At 64.2% G+C, this 18,433-nt stretch carries 20 protein-coding genes; all 20 read right to left on the reverse strand.

What is annotated here, in order from left to right:
• Positions 1 to 19: 19 nt before the first annotated feature.
• The 20 genes from fliP to fliS all read right to left on the reverse strand — a co-directional run bounded on the left by fliP (position 20) and on the right by fliS (position 18,357).
• Positions 20 to 775 (reverse strand): flagellar type III secretion system pore protein FliP, encoded by a 756-nt coding sequence (gene fliP / locus PRtIB026_RS21700; RefSeq protein ID WP_186714830.1) that lies wholly within the window; start codon positions 773 to 775, stop codon positions 20 to 22.
• A complete protein-coding gene (gene fliO, locus PRtIB026_RS21705) occupies positions 775 to 1,212 on the reverse strand; it encodes a flagellar biosynthetic protein FliO (RefSeq protein WP_267967042.1) in 438 nt (145 codons plus the stop codon). Before fliO ends, fliP begins: the two co-directional genes overlap by 1 nt.
• Positions 1,213 to 1,221: 9 nt before the next feature.
• On the reverse strand, positions 1,222 to 1,686 hold the full coding sequence (gene fliN, locus PRtIB026_RS21710; protein ID WP_050706705.1) for a flagellar motor switch protein FliN: 465 nt from the start codon (positions 1,684 to 1,686) through the stop codon (positions 1,222 to 1,224).
• Between the two features lie 46 nt (positions 1,687 to 1,732).
• On the reverse strand, positions 1,733 to 2,701 hold the full coding sequence (gene fliM, locus PRtIB026_RS21715) for a flagellar motor switch protein FliM (protein ID WP_050706665.1): 969 nt from the start codon (positions 2,699 to 2,701) through the stop codon (positions 1,733 to 1,735).
• 10 nt (positions 2,702 to 2,711) lie between these two features.
• Complete coding sequence (gene fliL, locus PRtIB026_RS21720) at positions 2,712 to 3,209, reverse strand: flagellar basal body-associated protein FliL (protein ID WP_050706666.1); 498 nt, start codon at positions 3,207 to 3,209, stop codon at positions 2,712 to 2,714.
• A gap of 146 nt (positions 3,210 to 3,355) precedes the next feature.
• Positions 3,356 to 4,702: a flagellar hook-length control protein FliK gene (locus tag PRtIB026_RS21725; RefSeq protein ID WP_203651657.1), complete on the reverse strand. Its 1,347-nt coding sequence runs from the start codon at positions 4,700 to 4,702 to the stop codon at positions 3,356 to 3,358.
• Between the two features lie 67 nt (positions 4,703 to 4,769).
• Complete coding sequence (locus PRtIB026_RS21730) at positions 4,770 to 5,117, reverse strand: Hpt domain-containing protein (protein WP_203651656.1); 348 nt, start codon at positions 5,115 to 5,117, stop codon at positions 4,770 to 4,772.
• 50 nt (positions 5,118 to 5,167) lie between these two features.
• Positions 5,168 to 6,859, reverse strand: coding sequence for a fused response regulator/phosphatase (locus PRtIB026_RS21735; RefSeq protein WP_203651653.1), 1,692 nt, complete (start codon positions 6,857 to 6,859; stop codon positions 5,168 to 5,170).
• 8 nt (positions 6,860 to 6,867) lie between these two features.
• Positions 6,868 to 7,173 (reverse strand): STAS domain-containing protein, encoded by a 306-nt coding sequence (locus tag PRtIB026_RS21740; RefSeq protein ID WP_203651651.1) that lies wholly within the window; start codon positions 7,171 to 7,173, stop codon positions 6,868 to 6,870.
• Positions 7,174 to 7,257: 84 nt separating this feature from the next.
• Entirely contained in the window at positions 7,258 to 7,710 is a 453-nt protein-coding gene (gene fliJ / locus PRtIB026_RS21745; protein ID WP_203651649.1) for a flagellar export protein FliJ, read from the reverse strand.
• Positions 7,711 to 7,716: 6 nt separating this feature from the next.
• Positions 7,717 to 9,072 (reverse strand): flagellar protein export ATPase FliI, encoded by a 1,356-nt coding sequence (fliI, locus tag PRtIB026_RS21750; protein ID WP_203651647.1) that lies wholly within the window; start codon positions 9,070 to 9,072, stop codon positions 7,717 to 7,719.
• Positions 9,062 to 9,835 carry a flagellar assembly protein FliH gene (fliH, locus tag PRtIB026_RS21755; protein ID WP_203651645.1) on the reverse strand — a complete coding sequence of 258 codons (774 nt, stop codon included), beginning with the start codon at positions 9,833 to 9,835 and terminating at the stop codon, positions 9,062 to 9,064. Before fliH ends, fliI begins: the two co-directional genes overlap by 11 nt.
• Positions 9,836 to 10,011: 176 nt before the next feature.
• Positions 10,012 to 11,031: a flagellar motor switch protein FliG gene (gene fliG / locus PRtIB026_RS21760; protein ID WP_023631000.1), complete on the reverse strand. Its 1,020-nt coding sequence runs from the start codon at positions 11,029 to 11,031 to the stop codon at positions 10,012 to 10,014.
• Complete coding sequence (gene fliF / locus PRtIB026_RS21765) at positions 11,024 to 12,802, reverse strand: flagellar basal-body MS-ring/collar protein FliF (RefSeq protein ID WP_050706673.1); 1,779 nt, start codon at positions 12,800 to 12,802, stop codon at positions 11,024 to 11,026. Before fliF ends, fliG begins: the two co-directional genes overlap by 8 nt.
• 15 nt (positions 12,803 to 12,817) lie before the next feature.
• Positions 12,818 to 13,150, reverse strand: coding sequence for a flagellar hook-basal body complex protein FliE (gene fliE, locus PRtIB026_RS21770; RefSeq protein WP_050706674.1), 333 nt, complete (start codon positions 13,148 to 13,150; stop codon positions 12,818 to 12,820).
• A gap of 107 nt (positions 13,151 to 13,257) precedes the next feature.
• The gene (locus PRtIB026_RS21775) at positions 13,258 to 14,634 is read right to left on the reverse strand and encodes a sigma-54-dependent transcriptional regulator (protein WP_232856529.1); all 1,377 of its coding nucleotides are present in this window, start codon (positions 14,632 to 14,634) and stop codon (positions 13,258 to 13,260) included.
• Positions 14,631 to 15,848, reverse strand: coding sequence for a sensor histidine kinase (locus tag PRtIB026_RS21780; RefSeq protein WP_050706676.1), 1,218 nt, complete (start codon positions 15,846 to 15,848; stop codon positions 14,631 to 14,633). The genes PRtIB026_RS21775 and PRtIB026_RS21780 overlap by 4 nt, the downstream gene beginning before the upstream one ends.
• A 160-nt stretch (positions 15,849 to 16,008) precedes the next feature.
• Positions 16,009 to 17,484, reverse strand: a complete 1,476-nt coding sequence (fleQ, locus tag PRtIB026_RS21785; RefSeq protein WP_186714839.1) for a transcriptional regulator FleQ — start codon at positions 17,482 to 17,484, stop codon at positions 16,009 to 16,011.
• Positions 17,485 to 17,650: 166 nt separating this feature from the next.
• The gene (locus PRtIB026_RS21790) at positions 17,651 to 17,947 is read right to left on the reverse strand and encodes a flagellar protein FliT (protein ID WP_186714840.1); all 297 of its coding nucleotides are present in this window, start codon (positions 17,945 to 17,947) and stop codon (positions 17,651 to 17,653) included.
• A gap of 14 nt (positions 17,948 to 17,961) precedes the next feature.
• The gene (gene fliS / locus PRtIB026_RS21795; protein ID WP_203651643.1) at positions 17,962 to 18,357 is read right to left on the reverse strand and encodes a flagellar export chaperone FliS; all 396 of its coding nucleotides are present in this window, start codon (positions 18,355 to 18,357) and stop codon (positions 17,962 to 17,964) included.
• Positions 18,358 to 18,433 lie beyond the last annotated feature (76 nt).

An 18,433-nucleotide genomic window follows, 5' to 3' on the forward strand; every position in this document is an offset into this window, starting at 1 on the left:
GAGGCTCTCCTTGACGGCGTCAGACACCGCCGAAACTTCCGGCCAGGGTGCCCATGATCAGCGCCCAGCCATCGACCAGGACGAACAGCATGATCTTGAACGGCAGCGAGATGATCAACGGCGACAGCATCATCATACCCATGGCCATCAGCACGCTGGCGACCACCATGTCGATGATCAGGAACGGGATGAAGATCATGAAGCCGATCTGGAATGCAGTCTTGAGCTCGGAGGTGACGAACGCCGGCACCAGGATCGTCAGCGGCACCTGGTCGGGCCCGGCGATATCGGTGCGCTTGGACAGGCGCATGAACAGGTCGAGATCGCTCTGCCGGGTCTGTGCCAGCATGAAGTCCTTCAACGGTACCTGGGCCTTGTCGATCGCTTGCTGGGCGGTCATCTGCTCGGCCAGGTAGGGCTGCAAGGCGTCCTTGTTCACCCGATCGAACACTGGCGCCATGATGAACATGGTCAGGAACAGCGCCATGCCGGTAAGCAACTGGTTCGAAGGAGTCTGCTGCAGACCCAGGGCCTGACGCAGGATCGAGAAAACGATGATAATGCGGGTGAAGCTGGTCATCAGGATGACGAACGCCGGGATAAAGCTCAGCGCCGTCATGATCAGCAGGATCTGCAGGCTGACCGAATACTCCTGCTGCCCGTCCGCCCCACTGGACAGGGTGATGGCCGGAATCGACAACGGATCGGCGGCCAGGGCCAGCGGCGCGGCCAGCAGCAGCGCCAGGGTCAACAGAAAGCGCACTGCGCCGCTCATCACTTCTTGTCCTTCTGGTCCTTGCCCATCAGCTCGAGCAGCCGCTGGGCGAATTCCGGCGTGGCCTGGCGCGCCGAGGCGGGCACATCCACGGGTTCGGCCAGCACGTGCAGGGCCTCGATGCTGCCGGGGGTATGGCCGATCAGGATCTGCTCCTTGCCAACCTGCACCAGCAGCAGCCGATCACGCGGACCGATGGCCCGGGTGCCGATGACCTCGATCACCTGGGCTCCCTGCTGTGCGCTGCCTTGCATGCGTCGCAGCAGCCAGGCCAGGAAGAAGATCAGCCCCACCACCAGCAGCAGGCCGATCACCGTTTGCGCCAGTTGCGCGCCCATTCCACCGGGCGTCGCCGTCGAGGCAGCAGCAGGCTCGGCGGCGGCGATCACCACCTCGCTGACCAGCAACGCACCGAAGGCTGTGACGCTCCGCAGCATGCCCTTCACTCAGCGCAGCTTCTTGATACGTTCGCTGGGGCTGATCACGTCAGTCAGGCGGATGCCGAACTTCTCGTTGACCACCACCACCTCGCCATGGGCGATCAGCGTGCCGTTGACCAGTACGTCCAGCGGCTCGCCGGCCAGGCGGTCGAGCTCGATCACCGAGCCCTGGTTGAGCTGCAGCAGGTTGCGGATGCTGATTTCGGTGCTGCCCACTTCCATGGAGATGCTCACCGGGATATCCAGGATCACGTCCAGGTTGGGGCCTTCGAGGCTGACATGCTCGTTGGGCTTGGGCGAGCTGGCGAACTCTTCCATTGGCAGGCGGCCGGCGCCGGCCGAAGCGGCGTCGGCTGCCAGCAGCGCGTCGATGTCGGACTGACCGGCATCACCGGTCTCTTCCAGGGCGGCAGCCCACTCATCGGCCAGGGCCTGTTCCTCGGGAGAGTTGATCTCGTTTTCGTTAGCCATGATTTCCTCGACAGGCATTCAATACGTTGGAGCGACCGGCACGCCGTCAGCGGCGTTCGATCGGGTCGATGATCTGCAGCGACAAGGTGCCCTTGTGCGAACCCAGCCGCGCCTTGAACGACGGCACGCCGTTGGCGCGCAGCACCAGGTGCTCCGGCAGTTCCACCGGAATCACGTCACCCGGCTGCATGTGCAGGATGTCGCGCAGCTTCAGCTGGCGACGGGCGACCGTGGCCGACACCGGCACGTTGACGTCCAGCACGTCTTCGCGCAGGGCCTTGACCCAGCGCTCATCCTGGTCGTCCAGGTCGGACTGGAAGCCGGCGTCGAGCATTTCGCGCACCGGCTCGATCATCGAATAGGGCATGGTCACGTGCAGGTCGCCGCCACCGCCATCGAGTTCGATGTGGAAGGTCGAGACCACCACCGCCTCGCTGGGGCCGACGATGTTGGCCATGGCCGGGTTGACCTCGGAGTTGATGTACTCGAAGTTGACCGGCATGATCGCTTGCCAGGCTTCCTTGAGGTCGACGAAGCACTGGTCCAGGACCATGCGCACCACGCGCAGCTCGGTCGGGGTGAACTCGCGACCCTCGATCTTGGCGTGACGGCCATCGCCACCGAAGAAGTTGTCCACCAGCTTGAACACCAGCTTGGCGTCAAGGATGAACAGCGCGGTACCGCGCAACGGCTTGATCTTGACCAGGTTGAGGCTGGTGGGTACGTAAAGCGAGTGCACGTACTCGCCGAACTTCATCACCTGCACGCCGCCCACCGCCACGTCGGCGGAGCGACGCAGCAGGTTGAACATGCTGATACGGGTATAACGGGCGAAACGCTCGTTGATCATTTCCAGGGTCGGCATGCGACCCCGCACGATACGGTCCTGACTGGTCAGGTCGTAGCTCTTGATGCTGCCGGGCTCGCCAGCGCTCTCGGTTTGTACCAGCCCATCGTCCACCCCATGCAGCAGGGCGTCGATCTCATCCTGGGACAGCAGGTCCTGCACGGCCATCTATGTGCTCCTACTGCAATACGAAATTGGTGAACAGCAGCTGGTCGACGACCGGCCTGCCGACTTCCTTCTGCGCCACTTCCTGCACCACCGCGGTGGCCTTCTGGCGCAGCATCTCCTGCCCGACGGGGCTGGCGGCAAGGGTGTCGAAGCCCTGGCCGGAGAACATCATCACCAGGTTGTTGCGGATCACCGGCATGTGCACCTTGAGCGCTTCAAGATCGGCCTGGCTGCGCCCCTGCATGGTGATGCTCACCTGCATGTAGCGCTGGCGGCCATTCTGGTTGAAGTTGACCACGAAGGCCGGTGCCAGCGGCTCGTAGATCGCCGGCAGCTTGACATTGCTCTGCGCGGCGTCAGGCGCTGGCGCCGACTCGCTCTTATGCATGAAGAACCAGGTAGCGCCTACCGACAGGCCGACCGCCAGGAGCAGGGCCAGCACCAGCAGCAGGATCAACTTGAGTTTGCCTTTAGTGGCGGGGTCTTTCACTGCGTCACTCTTCGCCATGCCAATAATCCGTCGTCCATCGGGGTTTCAAGGAAGGATGACGTGGCTTGAGCAAGTGTTATGCCAAATCTGCCCGCGTCGGAAAGTACCAGCCCCGTCGCGGGAAAGTACCCGCCCGACGGGGCATGGCCAGGGCCGGGGGAAGATCAGGCGTAGTAGTCGACCATGCTGCTGCCGATCACCGCCTGCTGCTCGACGGGACGCGCAGCATCGGCCAGTTCGCCGCCCTCCCCGTCCGCCTCGGCGCGCCGGGCCGCGACGCCGGACAGGTTCGACCCGCCCTGCTGCGCCTGCTGCTGTTGCTGCTGCTCGCGGGACTGATCGGCCACGCTGACGTCCGGCTGCGCCAGGCCTTGCTGGGCGAACAGCTCGCGCAAACGGTAGGCCTGGCTGTCGAGGGCATCGCGCACCCCGGCGTGACCGCTGACGAAGTGAATCTGGGTGGATTGATCCGTCGCGACATTGACACGAATGTCCAGGCGACCCAGCTCGGCAGGTTCAAGCTGGATATCCGCCGACTTCAGGTTCTGGCTGGACAGGTACATGACCCGATTCACCAGGCCTTCGGTCCAGGCCCCCTGGTTCATCGCCAGCGGCTGCTGCAGCGGGTTCGGCGCTACCGGCACGGCGTTGGCGGTCTTGGGCGTCGCCGCTTGCGTCAGGTTTGCCAGGCGATTGGCGAAGTCATCCACACGCGTGTCGCTGCTGGCTTCCTTGATGTCCTTGAGGCCATCGTCGATCAGCCCGGCGAACGCCTTGTCGCCACGCTCGGAGTGCCCGGCCTCGGACTCGGCCTTCTCTGTCACATTCGCCAAGGTATTGACGGCAGTCGCGGCCGGGTCGGCCGGTACCTGGCCATTTTCCGGGCGCGCGCTGGCGGCATGCGCCGAAGTCGTACCCTTGGCCTGGGCCTCGTGCTCCAACGCCAGACGCAAGGTCGGCATATCGGCCAATGGGTCGGCCTCCGGATCGAAGTTTGCGTCCTTGAGGACCTCCTCACCGACCGGCGGAGCCGGCACGGCGGGTTGCGGCGTCTGTACCGCCGCCTGCAAAACCGGCGCGACCGCTTCGGCCTGGGCCTGGATCAACTGCGCGCCGGCCTGGGCATCGGTGATCTGCCCTGCCACCAGATTGGCATCGAGGGAGGGAGTATTACTGCTATCAGCCGACTCGTCCGTTTCGCCGGCCGGCTTGGTGTCAGCCGTCGCAGGCAAGTTCTTGCCGTCATCGGCAACCGCTGGCTTGCTGGCATCCGCCGGCTTGCCGCCATTGGCGGGGGCTGCCTGCTCCTTGGGCTTGGCCGGGGCGGTGTCCTTGGCAACCTTGACATCACGGGAAGGGGTATTGTCGCGACCCTGCCGAGCCATGACCTGGTCGAAGCCACCGCCCTGGCTGGCCGGGGCTTGCAGCGGCTTGTCCGCCACTCCGGCAGCCGGCCGCGACGCCGTATTGACGAGGCCGGCTTGCAACAATGGATTGGATGCGACAGGCATTGAAAGGTCTCCGCAGCAGAACTGGTAAAGTGCATCTGTGCGAAGAAAAGCAAAACTCGCGCCAGCTTTACTCGGCGGCGATTCGCTGACGCTCGCCACGGTAAAAGCGCTGTACCTCCAGGTACTCCTGGTCGATGCGGTTGATCAGGTCCTCGATGCCATACAAGGGTTGTTGACGCACTCGTTCCTCGAGCTGCTGACACAGCGCGGCCAGGCCCACGGCCCCCATATTGCTGCTGCTGCCCTTGAAACTGTGTGCGGCAAGGCCCAGCTCGTCGGCATCCTTGGCCTCGTGCAGCTGGTTCAGGCGCCGCTCGGAGTCTTCCAGGAAGGTTTCCAGCAACTGCAGGTAGCCATCTTCCATGACCTCCCGCAAATCACTCAGCACCTTCTGATCAATATGCATGTCCGCCACTTGTTCACTCCTTGATCAAGCCTGATTAGGCCCGAGCCGCGCAAACCGGCTCACCATTGAAACGCCACCCGCGCCAAGCGTCCACCCTCCAACCACTGGGCATTGCCGGCCAACCGCCGCACCAGGCCCACCCCTCGCCCACTGAAGCCCTGTTCCACTGGCGTGGCGGCCGACAGGCGCTCCACGTCGAAGCCCGCGCCGCTGTCGCGGACCTCGATGATCAGACGCCCACCCGCACCTTGAGGTTCCACCCGCAGGGCAATACCGACGCTGCCGTGCACCTCTCGCCCCAGGCGCTCGGCGCGCTGGCGATAGTACTCGGCGAAGCCTTCGGCGTCGCGCTTGAGCGCCGAGTCCAGCCCCAGCACACCATGCTCCAGCGCATTGGAGTACAGCTCGCTCAGCACACTGTGCAACTTGCCGCTGCTGGGCCTGAGGCCGTGGATTTCCTGCAACAGCTGTACCAGATAAGGGACCGGGTTGAAGCGCCCCAGGCTCTCGCCCCGCAACTCGAACTGCATCGACCAGTCCAACGGACTGGAACGACCACTGTCGGAGTACACCACCGCCTGCGGTACTACATGTTCAGGCGCCAACATGCGGATATCGCACAGGCTGATATCGTCACGAGACTGGCCGCCGAAGCCCGCCAGTGCCTGCATGACCTCGTCGAACAACACCACCGGATCGCGGTTGGCCGCCAGCACCGCCAACAGGCGCTCCACACCGAACAGGCATTCCCGGGCATCCCCGGTGTCGACCACGCCATCAGACAACAGGAACAGTCGCTCCCCCGCCGCAAGCGGCCTCACCTCGGTGGTATCGTCGAACTGCTCGGGCGGCAGGATGCCCAGCGGCAGGTGACGCGAAGGCAACACCTCGAGCACCTCGCCTTGCGCCGACAACCGATAGCCATCCGGCATGCCACCGTTCCAGAGCTCCACGGTTTCTCGCTGGAAACTCAGGTTGAGCAACAGCGCACAACAGAACATGTCCACAGGCAGGATGCGCTTGAGCTTGGCGTTCATCTCCCGCAGCGTTTCGACCAGGCCGTAGCCCTTGGCGGTCATGCCATAGAACACCTCCGCCAGCGGCATGGCGCCGACCGCGGCCGGCAGGCCATGGCCGGTAAAATCCCCCAGCAGCACATGCATGTCGCCCGAAGGGGTAAACGCCGCCAGCAACAGATCGCCATTGAACAGCGCGTAGGGCGATTGCAGGTAGCGGATGTTCGAGGCACCCAGGCAACCGGAGTGGGCGACCTTGTCGAACACCGCCTTGGCCACCCGCTGCTCGTTGAGCAGGTGATGGTGATGGCGGGCGATCTGGTCGCGCTGCTCCAGCACCGTCGCCTGCAGGCGACGCAAGCGGTCCATGGCACGGATCTTCGCCGCCAGGATGACGGCGCTGTAGGGTTTGGCCATGAAATCGTCGCCCCCGGCCTCCAGGCAACGCACCAGCCCCTCCTCTTCATTAAGGGAGGTCAGGAAGATGATCGGCACCAGCGCCTCGCCGGCCAGCGCCTTGATCCGCCGCGCCGCCTCGAAGCCATCCATCACCGGCATCAGCGCATCGAGCAGCACCAGCTGCGGCCGCCGCTCGGCAAACAGCGCCACCGCCTGCTCGCCGTTCTCGGCAGTGACCACCTCATGCCCCTGGCGCCGGACGATCTGCGCCAGCAATAGCCTGTCCGCGGCGCCGTCTTCGGCTACCAGCACGGTCAACGGCTGATCGGCGGACATGACGACAGTCAACTGATGTCGAACAGTTTGTCGAAGTTGGAAATAGCCAGGATCTTGCGCACGTCTGAACTGGTATTGATCACGCTGATGCAGGCATCCTCCCCACCTTCGTAATCCCGTAGTAGCAACAACATCCCCAACGCAGAGCTATCCAGATAGGTCGCCTCCTTGAGATCGATCACTACCGTATCTGCGGATTTGGGCTGCTTTTCATAGGCGTTGCGAAATTCCTGATGCCGACCAAAATCGAAGCGACCCTTGATCTTGATAGTCAGCTTTTTCTCGTCCGGAGAAAAAAAAGATTCGACTGCCATGCGAGCGATTCCTTCGATGATGGCGAATACGACTTCTGAAGGTTTAGCAGCCGCTGGCGGCGGGTGCAAGGCGAGGTCCGCCGATCAGGGGTGGCTCTGGCGCGGGAGGCGCTGGGACAGCTCGTCGAGCAGCTTCTGCTCGCGCTTGTCCTCGGCCCTGCGCGCTTCGTCCATATAACGCTGGACCAACTTGCGCAGCCCTTCGACCCGGGCATAGGCCTGCTGCCAGGTGTTGCGGGCGTTGTTCAGGTTGTTCTGGTGCCAGGCCATGCTCTGGCGCTGCTGGGTCATTGCCGCTTCCAACTGCCCGAGGAAGCGCTGGTAGTTGACCAGCCAGTTGCCGTCGACACCCTGGCTGCCGCGATTGATCCATTGCTGCTGATAGGCCTCGCGAAAACTCTCAAGCTCGGCCTGCTTGGCCTGGGCATCGCTGAGCAGCCTCTGGAAATGCCCCAGGCGCTGGGCAGCCTTGCGCTCGGCCTCCTCGGCCATGTCCACCACCGGCACCAGGCGTGCCGCTCGGCTGGGCTGGGCCATGGCCTATCAGCCCGCCGGCGGCGCGAACACCGCGGCCAGTTCTTCACGGCTCTGCGCCATGCCGACGTTTTCATCCAGACCCTGGCGCAGGAAGTCCACCAGCCTGGGTTGCAAGGCGATGGCCAGGTCCGTCTCCGGATCGCCACCAGCCACATAGGCGCCGACGCTGATCAGATCGCGACTCTGCGACAGGCGCGACCACAGCTGCTTGAACTTCTGCGCCTGACGCAGGTGATCGGGGTCGACCACCTGGGGCATGACCCGGCTGATCGAGGCCTCGATGTCGATGGCTGGGTAATGCCCTTCCTCGGCCAGGCGCCGGGACAGCACAAAGTGGCCGTCGAGCACGCCCCGCGCCGAATCGGCGATCGGGTCCTGCTGGTCGTCGCCTTCGGACAGCACCGTGTAGAACGCGGTAATCGAGCCACCGCCCGGTTCACCATTACCAGCCCGCTCCACCAGCTTGGGCAGCTTGGCGAACACCGACGGCGGATAACCGCGGGTGGCGGGCGGCTCGCCGATGGCCAGGGCAATTTCGCGCTGGGCCTGGGCAAAACGGGTCAGCGAGTCCATCAGCAACAGGACATTCTTGCCCTTGTCGCGGAAATACTCGGCAATGCGCGTGCAATACATCGCTGCGCGCAGACGCATCAAGGGCGCGTCATCCGCTGGCGAGGCGACCACCACCGAGCGCTTGAGCCCCTCCTCTCCGAGGATATGCTCGATGAATTCCTTCACTTCCCGACCCCGCTCGCCGATCAGGCCGACCACGATGATCTCGGCCTCGGTAAAGCGGGTCATCATGCCCAGCAGCACCGACTTACCGACACCGGTACCGGCGAACAGGCCCAGGCGTTGGCCGCGGCCGACAGTGAGCAAACCATTGATACTGCGGATACCGACATCCAGCGGTTGGCTGATCGGATCACGGTTGAGCGGGTTGATGATCGGGCCGTCCATCGGCACCCAGTCCTCGGCCTTCATCCCACCCTTGCCGTCCAGCGCGCGACCGGCGCCATCGAGCACCCGGCCAAGCATGCTCATGCCCATGGGCAGGCGGCCGCTGTCGTCCAGCGGCACCACGCGGGCACCGGGCGCCAGGCCGACAATACTGCCGACCGGCATCAGGAACACCTTGCTGCCGGCAAAGCCCATGACTTCGGCCTCCACCTGCACCGGGTGATAGCTGTCGTCGTTGATCACCAGGCAGCGGCTGCCCACCGCAGCGCGCAGGCCTTCAGCCTCCAGGGTGAGACCGACCATGCGCAGCAGGCGCCCTTCGACGATCGGCTGGTCGGGCAGCTTCACCGCGTCGGCGTAGCCCTCCAAGCGCTTGCCGAAGCTGGTACGGTCAAGGCGCATCGGCTTCACCCGCCGGCACGTCCAGCTCGACGGATATATCCGGCGCAGCAGGATGCAGGGCCTGATCGTGGGACTGGTCGAACAACTGCATCACGGCCTTTTCGATGCGAGTCTCCATGGTCGCGTCGATACGGCTGTGAGCGGTCTCGATCCGGCAGCCGCCCGGCAGCAACGACTCATCCTCAAGCAGTTTCCAGCTCTCCTCATGACGCTCGCGCAAGGCCTTGGCCAGCTCGAAATCCTGCGGGTTGAGGTGGATACGGATGTTGTCGGCACCCATCGGCAGCAGTTTCAGCGCCTCACGCAGGACGTGGGTGATCTGGCTCGAATCGCTGCGCAACTCGCGACCGATGACCTGGCGGGTCATGCTGGCGACCAGTTGCACCAGGGCTTTCTCGATCTGGGTGTCCTGCTCGGCGATGGGCTCGAGCAGATGGTTCATGACCTGTTCGAGGCTGGCCAATTTGGCCGCCAGGGCCACTTCGGCCTCCTGGCGAACCTTCAGCTGGGTGCTGTGGAAGCCTTCGCGCTCGCCAGTGGCGAAGCCTTCGTTGTAGGCCTCCTGGCGGATGGCCTCGAGCTCTTCGAGGGTCAGCGGCTGGACTTCCTCCAGCGGCACCTCTTCGACTTCTTCCTCGATAACCTCAGGCTCCGGCTCGGGTTGCGGCTCGGGCTCGGGGTCGAAGCTGGGCAGCGCCCACACATCCACGCCCTCGAGGTCGCGGGCACGGATCAGGTCGCTGGGGTGTTCGGTGGTGGACATGTTTTCAGGTACTCAAAAGCCATCTGCAACCAACGCGCCCCTGTAGGAGCGGCCTTGTGCCGCGAAAGGGCTGCAAAGCAGCCCCTCGATATCGATGTCACCGCAAAATTGTCGGGGCAGCCTTGTCCTTTCGCGGCACAAGGCCGCTCCTACAGGGGACCGCGTCGCCCCGCTGATCAGATCATTTCCTCGGCGCCCTTGCCGCCCAGCACGATCTCGCCGGCCTCGGCCATGCGACGGGCGATGGTGAGGATTTCCTTCTGCGCCGTCTCCACGTCGCTGACCCGAACCGGCCCCTTGGCCTCCAGGTCGTCGCGCAACAGCTCCGACGCACGCTTGGACATGTTCTTGAAGATCTTGTCCTTGACCCGCTCGTCGGCGCCCTTGAGCGACACCACCAGCACGTCCGAAGACACCTCGCGCAGCAGCGCCTGGATGCCACGGTCGTCGACGTCGGCCAGGTTGTTGAAGACGAACATCAAGTCTTCGATCTGCTCCGACAGGTCGCTGTCGATCTCGCGGATCGAGTCCATGAGCGCGCCTTCCACGGAACTGTCGAGGAAGTTCATGATATCGGCGGCGCGCTTGATGCCACCCAGGGTGGTGCGCGCGGCATTGGAGTTGCCGGAGAACTGCTTCTCGAGGATCTGGTTGAGTTCCTTGAGCGCCGCCGGCTGCACCGTGTTGAGCGACGACACGCGCAAGACGATGTCCAGGCGCACCTTGTGGTCGAAGTTGCTCAGTACCTCGCCGGCCTGGTCGGGGTCGAGGTAGGCGACCACGATGGCCTGGATCTGCGGGTGCTCGTAGCGGATGACGTCGGCCACGGCACGCGGCTCCATCCACTTGAGGCTGTCCAGGCCACTGGTGTTGCCACCGAGCAGGATACGGTCGATCAGGCCGTTGGCCTTGTCCTCGCCGAGGGCCTGGTTGAGCATCTTGCGGATATAACCGTCGGAACCGACGCCCAGGCTGGTCTGGTCGCCGACGATCTCGACGAACTCGCTCATCACCTGCTCGACCTGCTCGCGATGGACGTTGCCCATCTGCGCCATGGCCACACCGACCCGCTGCACTTCCTTGGGCCCCATGTGGCGCAGGACCTGCGCGGCATCGGTCTCGCCGAGCGAGAGCAGGAGGATGGCCGCCTTGTCGACGCGGCTCAGCTTGGCGGTAATGGCTCGATTGTCACTCATCGGCGTTGATCCACTCTTTCACGACCTGGGCCACGCGGCCCGGGTCTTCGGCCACCAGGCCCTTGATTGCGTTGAGCTGTGCCTCGTAACCCTCGCTCGGGCTCGGCAACAGAATGCTTGTCGGGCCACCCAGGCTGACGCGGTCGTTGGCCAGTTCGCCATCCAGACCGATCATGCCGCCCAGCTCCATGTCGCTGTCCGTGGCAGCCTGCTTGCCGCCACCTGTGATGTTGTTGAGCACCGGACGCAGCACGCCGAACACCAGCACCAGGATGAACAGCACGCCCAGCACTTGCTTGACGATGTCCCAGAACCACGGCTGCGAGTAGAACGGAATGTCGACCAGCTCGTCGCCACGGTCGGCGGCGAACGGCACGTTGATCACGGTGACGCTGTCGCCACGGCTGGCATCGAAGCCCACTGCGTCCTGCACCAGGCGAGTGAAGCGCGCCAGGTCCTCGGCACCCCACGGAGTGCGGGTGGTTTCACCGGTGGCGGCGTCGAGCTTGACCTGGTCGTCCACCACCACGGCCACCGACAGGCGGGTCAGGCGACCTTGCTGCTGACGGGTGTGGCTGATGGAGCGATCCAGCTCGAAGTTCTTGGTGCTCTGCTGACGCTTGTCGCTCGGGTACGGCGCAAGCATCGGCTGGCCGGTGGCCGGGTCCATGATCTGCTGGCCGTTGGCATCCACCAGCGGCTGGCCAGGCTGGATGGCGCCGGCCGGCGTGGCGGCGGCCTTGGCGTTTTCGGGCGCGGAGGCGCCGGCCGGAGGCTGGTTGCTCAGGGCGCCCGGCACACCTTGCGGGCCCTGGCTGCTGGCACGCTGTTCGTTGACCGACTGTTCGCTGCGCAGCGCCGGTTGGTCTGGATTGAACTGCTCGGAGGTGGACTCGACGGCGCTGAAGTCGACGTCGGTCGACACCTCGGCCTTGTAGCGGTCGTTGCCCAGCACCGGCTGGAGGATATTGTGCACGCGCTGGGTGAGCATGCCTTCCATGCGGCGGCTGTAGTCGAACTGCTTGCCCGCCATGGTCAGGGCGGTGTCCTGCAACTGGTCGGAAAGCAGGTTGCCCTTCTGGTCGACCACGGTCACCTGGGACTTGTCCAGCTCCGGAACGCTGGTGGCCACGAGGTTGACGATGGCCATGACCTGGCCCGCCTCCAGGGCGCGGCCCGGGTACAGCTCGACCAGCACCGAGGCGCTGGGTTTGCGCTCGTCACGCACGAACACCGAGCTTTTCGGGATCGCCAGGTGCACGCGGGCGGCCTTGACATTGTTCAGGCTCGACACGGTACGCGCCAGTTCGCCTTCCAGGCTGCGGCGATAGCGGGTGGCTTCCATGAACTGGCTGGTGCCCAGGCCCTGCTCCTTGTCGAGCAACTCGAAGCCGACGTTGCCATCGCTTGGCGCTACACCGGCGGAGGCCAGTTTCAGGCGCGCACGGGAGAGGTCGTCGGCCTTGACCAACAGGGCGCCGGAGTTCGGCTCTACGCGATAGGGGATATCGGCGGCGGTCAGGGCATCGATCACCTGCTTGGTGTCGGTGCCCGCCAGGCTGCCGTACAGCGGCCGGTAGTCCGGTTGCTGCGACCACAGCACCACGGCGAAACCGATGGCCACGCTGGCGGCCAGGCCGACCAGCAGGCCGACCTGACGCAGCATGGGCATCTGCGAGATGTTTTCCAGGAATGCCATGCCGAACAGCGGCGGCTTGGCCGCTGGCGGACCACTCTTGGCGGGGGCGTTATCGACGACTGCTTCGGCCATGACTCACTCTCGCCCTTATACCGGCATCTGCATGATGTCCTGGTACGCCTGTACCAGCTTGTTGCGCACCTGGGTCAGGGCCTGGAACGACACCGAGGCCTTCTGCGAGGCGATCATCACGTCGGTCAGGTCGACTCCGCTCTTGCCGATCTCGAAAGCGTTGGACAGCTGGGAGGAGGCCTGCTGCGTTTCATGCACCTTGCCAATGGCCTGGCCAAGCATGTCGGCAAAGCTGCTCTGGCCTGGCGCCAGTTCAGGCGCGGCGACAGCCTTGGGCTGGGACATGGCTTCGGCCTGCATGGCACGCATGTCCAACATCAGACGATTGAATTCAACACCTTGGGTCATGGACTTCTCTCTCCGGCTGCCGCACTTTTTTTGACACTCGTGCAGCGAATGGGTTGGAACTAGCAAGAGGAGTGCCAGCCAACCCGAAAATCATTCAAAACGACGCATCAACCGAACAGGCTGGCCTCGACATCCAGGCCCGCGTCACGCATCTGCGCCAGCTTGTAGCGCAAGGTGCGCGGACTGATCCCCAGGCGCTCGGCAGCCTCCTTGCGACGGCCGCGCTCGGCACGCAAGGTGTCGATGATCATCTGGAACTCATGACGACGCATGTCGTCGCCCAGCCCCCCAACCTCGACAACCGGCTCAGCAGGTAATGGCTCAATAGTGGCCACTTTCGGCGCCGACAATGGAATGGCGCCAGCCAGACAGAAATCCGCCGCCTCGATCACACCGCCCTGCTGCAGGATCAGCGCCCGCTGCACGGCGTTATCCAGCTCCCGCACGTTACCCGGCCAGGCATACGCCTGCAGGCACGCCCGCGCCTCGCTGGACAGGCACACCTGGGCATGGCGCATCTTGCGGGCATGGCGCGCCAGCAGGCGCTCGGCCAGCGGCAGGATATCGGCAGGACGCTCGCGCAGGGAGCGCCAGGCCATGGGGAACACCGAAAGGCGGTAGTACAGGTCTTCACGGAAACGGCCGGCCGCCACCTCCCCCACCAGGTCGCGGTTGGTCGTGGCAAGGATGCGGATGTCCAGGGCGATGGGCTTGCGCCCACCGACGCGCTCGACTTCGCGTTCCTGCAGCACCCGCAGCAGCTTGGCCTGCAAGCCGAGCGGCATCTCGGAAATCTCGTCCAGCAGCAAGGTGCCGCCGTCGGCCTGCTCGAACTTGCCGGCCTGGGCGGCGATCGCCCCGGTGAAGGCGCCCTTTTCATGGCCGAACAGGGTCGCCTCGAGCATGTTGTCCGGGATTGCCGCGCAGTTGATCGCCACGAAGGGCTGATCCGCCCGCCGCGACTGCTGATGGATGTAGCGCGCCAGCACTTCCTTGCCGGTTCCCGACTCGCCGGAGATCAGCACGGTGGAGTCGCTTTGCGCAACCCGTGCCGCCAATTCCAGCAATTGCCGGCTGGCCGGCTCGCACGCCACCGGCCCCTCGTCATCGCTGCCGGCAGCGCTGCCGACGGCATGACGCGCCACCAGGCCGTTCAGCGCTCCGGGCTCGAAAGGCTTGACCAGATAATCGACAGCCCCCTGGCGCATGGCCTCCACCGCCCGCTCCACCGCCGCATGGGCGGTCATCAGCAACACCGGTAGCTGTGGGTGCTGCCGACGCAGTTGGGCGAGCAGTTGATGACCGTCCATGCCCGGCATGTTCACGTCGCTGACCACCAGGCTGAACGACTCTTCAGCCACCGCCAGCAAGGCCTCCTCGGCACTGCCGACGGCACGGTGGCAGAAACCGCCGATCTCCAGGGTATCGGCCAACGCCTGACGCAGGACCCGATCATCCTCGACCAGCAGTACCTTGACGCTCATTGATTTACCTCCCCACGGCCGTCGATCAACGGCAGCAGCACGGTGACACAGGTACCACGGCCAAGCCTGGAGCGTAGCTGCAGGGTGCCGCGGTGCGCGCGCACCACCGCCTGGACCACCGCCAACCCCAAGCCGGTGCCGGTCGCCTTGGTGGTCACGAATGGCTCCCCCAGGCGCGCCAGCAGCTGCTCGTCGATACCGCTGCCGGCATCGCTGACGCACACGCGCAGATTGTCGTCGCGACGCGACAGGTGCACCTTGAGTTTCGCCGGCCCGCTGCTGGCCTGCAGGGCATTTTCGATCAGGTTGAGCAAGGCGCCGACCAGGGTGTCACGGTTGCACAGCAACTCCCCGAGACGACTGTCGCACTGCCAGCGCACCGCATGCCCCTCGACATGGGCATGAGCCGCCTGCTGCAGCGCCTGGAACAACGCCTTCGGGCTGATCCGGTCATTGAGCGGCAATTCCCCGCGGGCGAACACCAGCATGTCACGCACCTGGTGTTCGAGCTCGTGGAGACGCTCCTTGAGGTTGCCGGCAAAGCGCAGCCGGGTTTCGTCGGTCAATACCTGCTGCGGTTCGGCCAGGTGGCTGGCATAGAGCATCGCCGCCGAGAGCGGCGTGCGGATCTGATGCGCCAGGGACGCGATCATGCGCCCCAGCGAGGACAGGCGCTCGTGCCGCGCCAGCTGATCCTGCATACGGCGGGTTTCGGTCAGGTCGTTGAGCAACACCAACTGCCCCGGCTCGGCATCCAGAGAGCGCGTCGCGATGGACAGGCGACGCCCGTCACGCAGGGAGACCTCATGGCCGTCATCGTCACGCGGCGCGAAACTGCGGGCGATCACCTCGCGCCAGCGCATGCCGATCAATGGCTCGCCAAGCAACTCGCAGGCCGCCGGATTGGCTTCGCGCACGCACCCTTCGGCGTCGATCACGATCACCCCGCCCGGCAGCAGGTCGAGCAGGTTCTGCAGGCGATTGGCCAGGCGCTCCTTCTCATCGAGCTCGGCCATGCGCTGCGCACTGACCACCGCCAGCTCGCCCTTGAGCTCGCTGACCCGCGTCTCGAGCATGGTGTAGGACTGGCTCAGCTGGCTGGAAACCTGATCGAACAGGGCGAACGCCTGTTCAAGACCCTGCCGGCTTTCCTGCTCGAGCGGGGTGTGCCCGCGCGGATCGGCGGCATGGGAACGGTGGGCGGCCTGGGGCATCGTGCTCTCTCGCATGGCTGACCGTCATAAAAACGGTATGTTGCCTGCGCTGTAGCAATAGCCGTGCCGGAGATGGGGATAATCGACTGCAGGATCGTTGATCGAAGGCAATGGCCGGGACTGTCACAGCCCCCGACCATTGCGTCCAGGCAAGACGGGATCAGTCGTCCGCCTGTTCCTCGCCACCCTGGCGGCTCATGCCGTACTTGCGCATCTTCTCCACCAGCGTGGTACGCCGGATGCGCAGTCGTTCGGCAGCCCGGGCAACGATGCCGTTGGCATCATCCAGCGCCTGCTGGATCAGCCCCTGCTCGAGGCTGCCGAGGTAGTCCTTGAGGTCCAGCCCCTCGGGCGGCAGCATGGCGTGGCTGGCGAAGTTCGGCGCATGGCCATTGATCGCCACGCGCTCCTCGAGATCGGAGCGCAGGCTGTCGACCAGCTGCTCATCCTCGTCATCCACATAACGGAACTTCTTCGGCAGCTCCGCCACGCCGATCACCCCGTACGGGTGCATGATCGCCATGCGCTCCACCAGGTTGGCCAACTCGCGGACGTTGCCCGGCCAGCCGTGGCGACACAACGACATGATCGACGCCGAGTTGAAGCGGATCGAGCCGCGCTTCTCGTGCTCCATGCGCGAGATCAGCTCGTTCATCAGCAACGGGATGTCTTCGACCCGCTCACGCAATGGCGCCATCTCGATCGGGAACACATTCAGCCGGTAATACAAATCTTCGCGGAAGGTCCCGTCCTCGATCATGGTCTCGAGGTTCTTGTGCGTCGCGGCGATGATGCGCACATCGATGCTCTGGGTCTTGTTGCTGCCGACCCGCTCGAAGGTACGCTCCTGCAGCACGCGCAGCAGCTTGACCTGCATCGGCAGGGGCATGTCGCCAATTTCGTCGAGGAACAGCGTGCCGCCGTTGGCCAGCTCGAAACGCCCGGCACGGCTGGTGATCGCCCCGGTGAAGGCGCCCTTTTCGTGACCGAACAGTTCGCTTTCGAGCAGCTCCGCCGGGATCGCTCCGCAGTTGACCGGCACGAACGGTGCCTCGCGACGCTTGGAGTGATAGTGCAGATTGCGCGCCACCACTTCCTTGCCGGTGCCCGACTCGCCAAGGATCAGCACGCTGGCATCGGTGTCGGCCACTTGCTGCATCATCTGCCGCACATGCTGGATGGCACGGCTGGTGCCCACCAGGCTGCGGAACAGGTTGGGCTCGCGCTGGCGACCACGCTCGCGGGCCTGGTCGTACATCTCGCGATAGACCTGGGCACGGTGCAGGGAGTCGAGCAACTGACTGTAGCTCGGCGGCATCTCGAGGTTGGACAGCACACGGCGGCGCAGGTCCTCGGGGAAGTCCGCGGAAGAAATTTCACCCAGAAGCAGAACCGGAAGGAACTCATCCCACCCGGCCACTGTCTTAAGGAGCCCCAGCACGCTGGCCGGGGCATTTACGGTACCGATCAGGACACACAGCACTTCACGGCTGGAAGACAAACCCTCGACCACCTGCTGCCAGTCGTCGCTGGAGCAGGACAGGTTTTCTTCGCCGAGAAAATTCAGGACCACCGCCAGATCGCGGCGGCGTTCGCTGTCGTCATCGATCAGGAGAATCTTGGTTTCACGCCACATGCAATAGCAACTTCCCTAGTCATATCGGCGCCCGAAGGCGTGCACGACATCATTCCGACTGAATGGTCAGTGTTCGGACGTCTGAATTTCGAAAACAGCCACTAGTAAAGTCAAAAAACGGCACACAGTCAAATTTATGGCGCGCTGATTTTTGTGTAACCTGTGGTCAGGTGAACAAATGGTATACCTTTGTCGCGTTTTCTGCCTGACGTATCTTCGCCATCTCGTCGACCACTGATTGACGCTCGCCACTTGCAACTTCGATTAGCTGCCGATAGACAGCCTGCAGCTGCTCCAGGCTGGCACGCACCTCATCCTCGTTCGACAACGCCTCGGCCAGCACATCGTCGACGCACAGGCGGCACTCCAGATCCAGCTCGCCAACCGCCTCCCAGTCGCGACTGGCCAGGGCGGCGAGCAGCAGCTCGCGGGTCTGGTCGATACGCTCGATCACCTCACTCATGACAACCTCCTGGTTCAGGGCGCCGGCTGCTGTTCGCCGATCGCGTCCCAGCCTTCCTTGACCGTGATCAGCAGACGCGCGACTTCGTCAATGATCGCAGGGTCGCTCTTGACGTTGGCCTCGACCAGGCGACGACTCATGTAGGTGTACAGGTTGTCCAGGTCGGTCAGGCTGTCGGCGTGGTTCTCCAGGTCGAGACCCTCGCGCAGACCGCCGATGATATCGATGGCCTTGCCGATCAGAATGCCCTTCTGGGCGATATCCTTGCGGGCAATGGCGCCCTTGGCCTGGGCCAGGCGGTCGAGACCACCCTGCATGAGCATCTGCACCAGGCGGTGCGGACTGGCCTCGGAAGTCTGTGCCACGCCATTGACTTTCTGGTATTGCCGAAGGGCCAACATCGGGTTCATGGATCTACCTCGTTGCAGCGAAAAGGTGCATATACCTCTTGTATCGCCGCCGCGTCAAAAAACTTTAGCCGGAAAA

Source organism: Pseudomonas sp. RtIB026 (assembly GCF_016861355.2).
GTDB classification, from domain to species: Bacteria; Pseudomonadota; Gammaproteobacteria; order Pseudomonadales; family Pseudomonadaceae; genus Aquipseudomonas; species Aquipseudomonas peradeniyensis.

Bases quoted from the DNA above. Each gene is read 5' to 3' on its own strand.
- fliP (WP_186714830.1), bottom strand. From the start codon at position 775: ATGAGCGGCGCAGTGCGCTTTCTGTTGACCCTGGCGCTGCTGCTGGCC.
- fliO (WP_267967042.1), bottom strand. From the start codon at position 1,212: ATGCTGCGGAGCGTCACAGCCTTCGGTGCGTTGCTGGTCAGCGAGGTG.
- fliN (WP_050706705.1), bottom strand. From the start codon at position 1,686: ATGGCTAACGAAAACGAGATCAACTCTCCCGAGGAACAGGCCCTGGCC.
- fliM (WP_050706665.1), bottom strand. From the start codon at position 2,701: ATGGCCGTGCAGGACCTGCTGTCCCAGGATGAGATCGACGCCCTGCTG.
- fliL (WP_050706666.1), bottom strand. From the start codon at position 3,209: ATGGCGAAGAGTGACGCAGTGAAAGACCCCGCCACTAAAGGCAAACTC.
- PRtIB026_RS21725 (WP_203651657.1), bottom strand. From the start codon at position 4,702: ATGCCTGTCGCATCCAATCCATTGTTGCAAGCCGGCCTCGTCAATACG.
- PRtIB026_RS21735 (WP_203651653.1), bottom strand. From the start codon at position 6,859: ATGTCCGCCGATCAGCCGTTGACCGTGCTGGTAGCCGAAGACGGCGCC.
- PRtIB026_RS21740 (WP_203651651.1), bottom strand. From the start codon at position 7,173: ATGGCAGTCGAATCTTTTTTTTCTCCGGACGAGAAAAAGCTGACTATC.
- fliJ (WP_203651649.1), bottom strand. From the start codon at position 7,710: ATGGCCCAGCCCAGCCGAGCGGCACGCCTGGTGCCGGTGGTGGACATG.
- fliI (WP_203651647.1), bottom strand. From the start codon at position 9,072: ATGCGCCTTGACCGTACCAGCTTCGGCAAGCGCTTGGAGGGCTACGCC.
- fliH (WP_203651645.1), bottom strand. From the start codon at position 9,835: ATGTCCACCACCGAACACCCCAGCGACCTGATCCGTGCCCGCGACCTC.
- fliG (WP_023631000.1), bottom strand. From the start codon at position 11,031: ATGAGTGACAATCGAGCCATTACCGCCAAGCTGAGCCGCGTCGACAAG.
- fliF (WP_050706673.1), bottom strand. From the start codon at position 12,802: ATGGCCGAAGCAGTCGTCGATAACGCCCCCGCCAAGAGTGGTCCGCCA.
- fliE (WP_050706674.1), bottom strand. From the start codon at position 13,150: ATGACCCAAGGTGTTGAATTCAATCGTCTGATGTTGGACATGCGTGCC.
- PRtIB026_RS21775 (WP_232856529.1), bottom strand. From the start codon at position 14,634: ATGAGCGTCAAGGTACTGCTGGTCGAGGATGATCGGGTCCTGCGTCAG.
- PRtIB026_RS21780 (WP_050706676.1), bottom strand. From the start codon at position 15,848: ATGCCCCAGGCCGCCCACCGTTCCCATGCCGCCGATCCGCGCGGGCAC.
- fleQ (WP_186714839.1), bottom strand. From the start codon at position 17,484: ATGTGGCGTGAAACCAAGATTCTCCTGATCGATGACGACAGCGAACGC.
- PRtIB026_RS21790 (WP_186714840.1), bottom strand. From the start codon at position 17,947: ATGAGTGAGGTGATCGAGCGTATCGACCAGACCCGCGAGCTGCTGCTC.
- fliS (WP_203651643.1), bottom strand. From the start codon at position 18,357: ATGAACCCGATGTTGGCCCTTCGGCAATACCAGAAAGTCAATGGCGTG.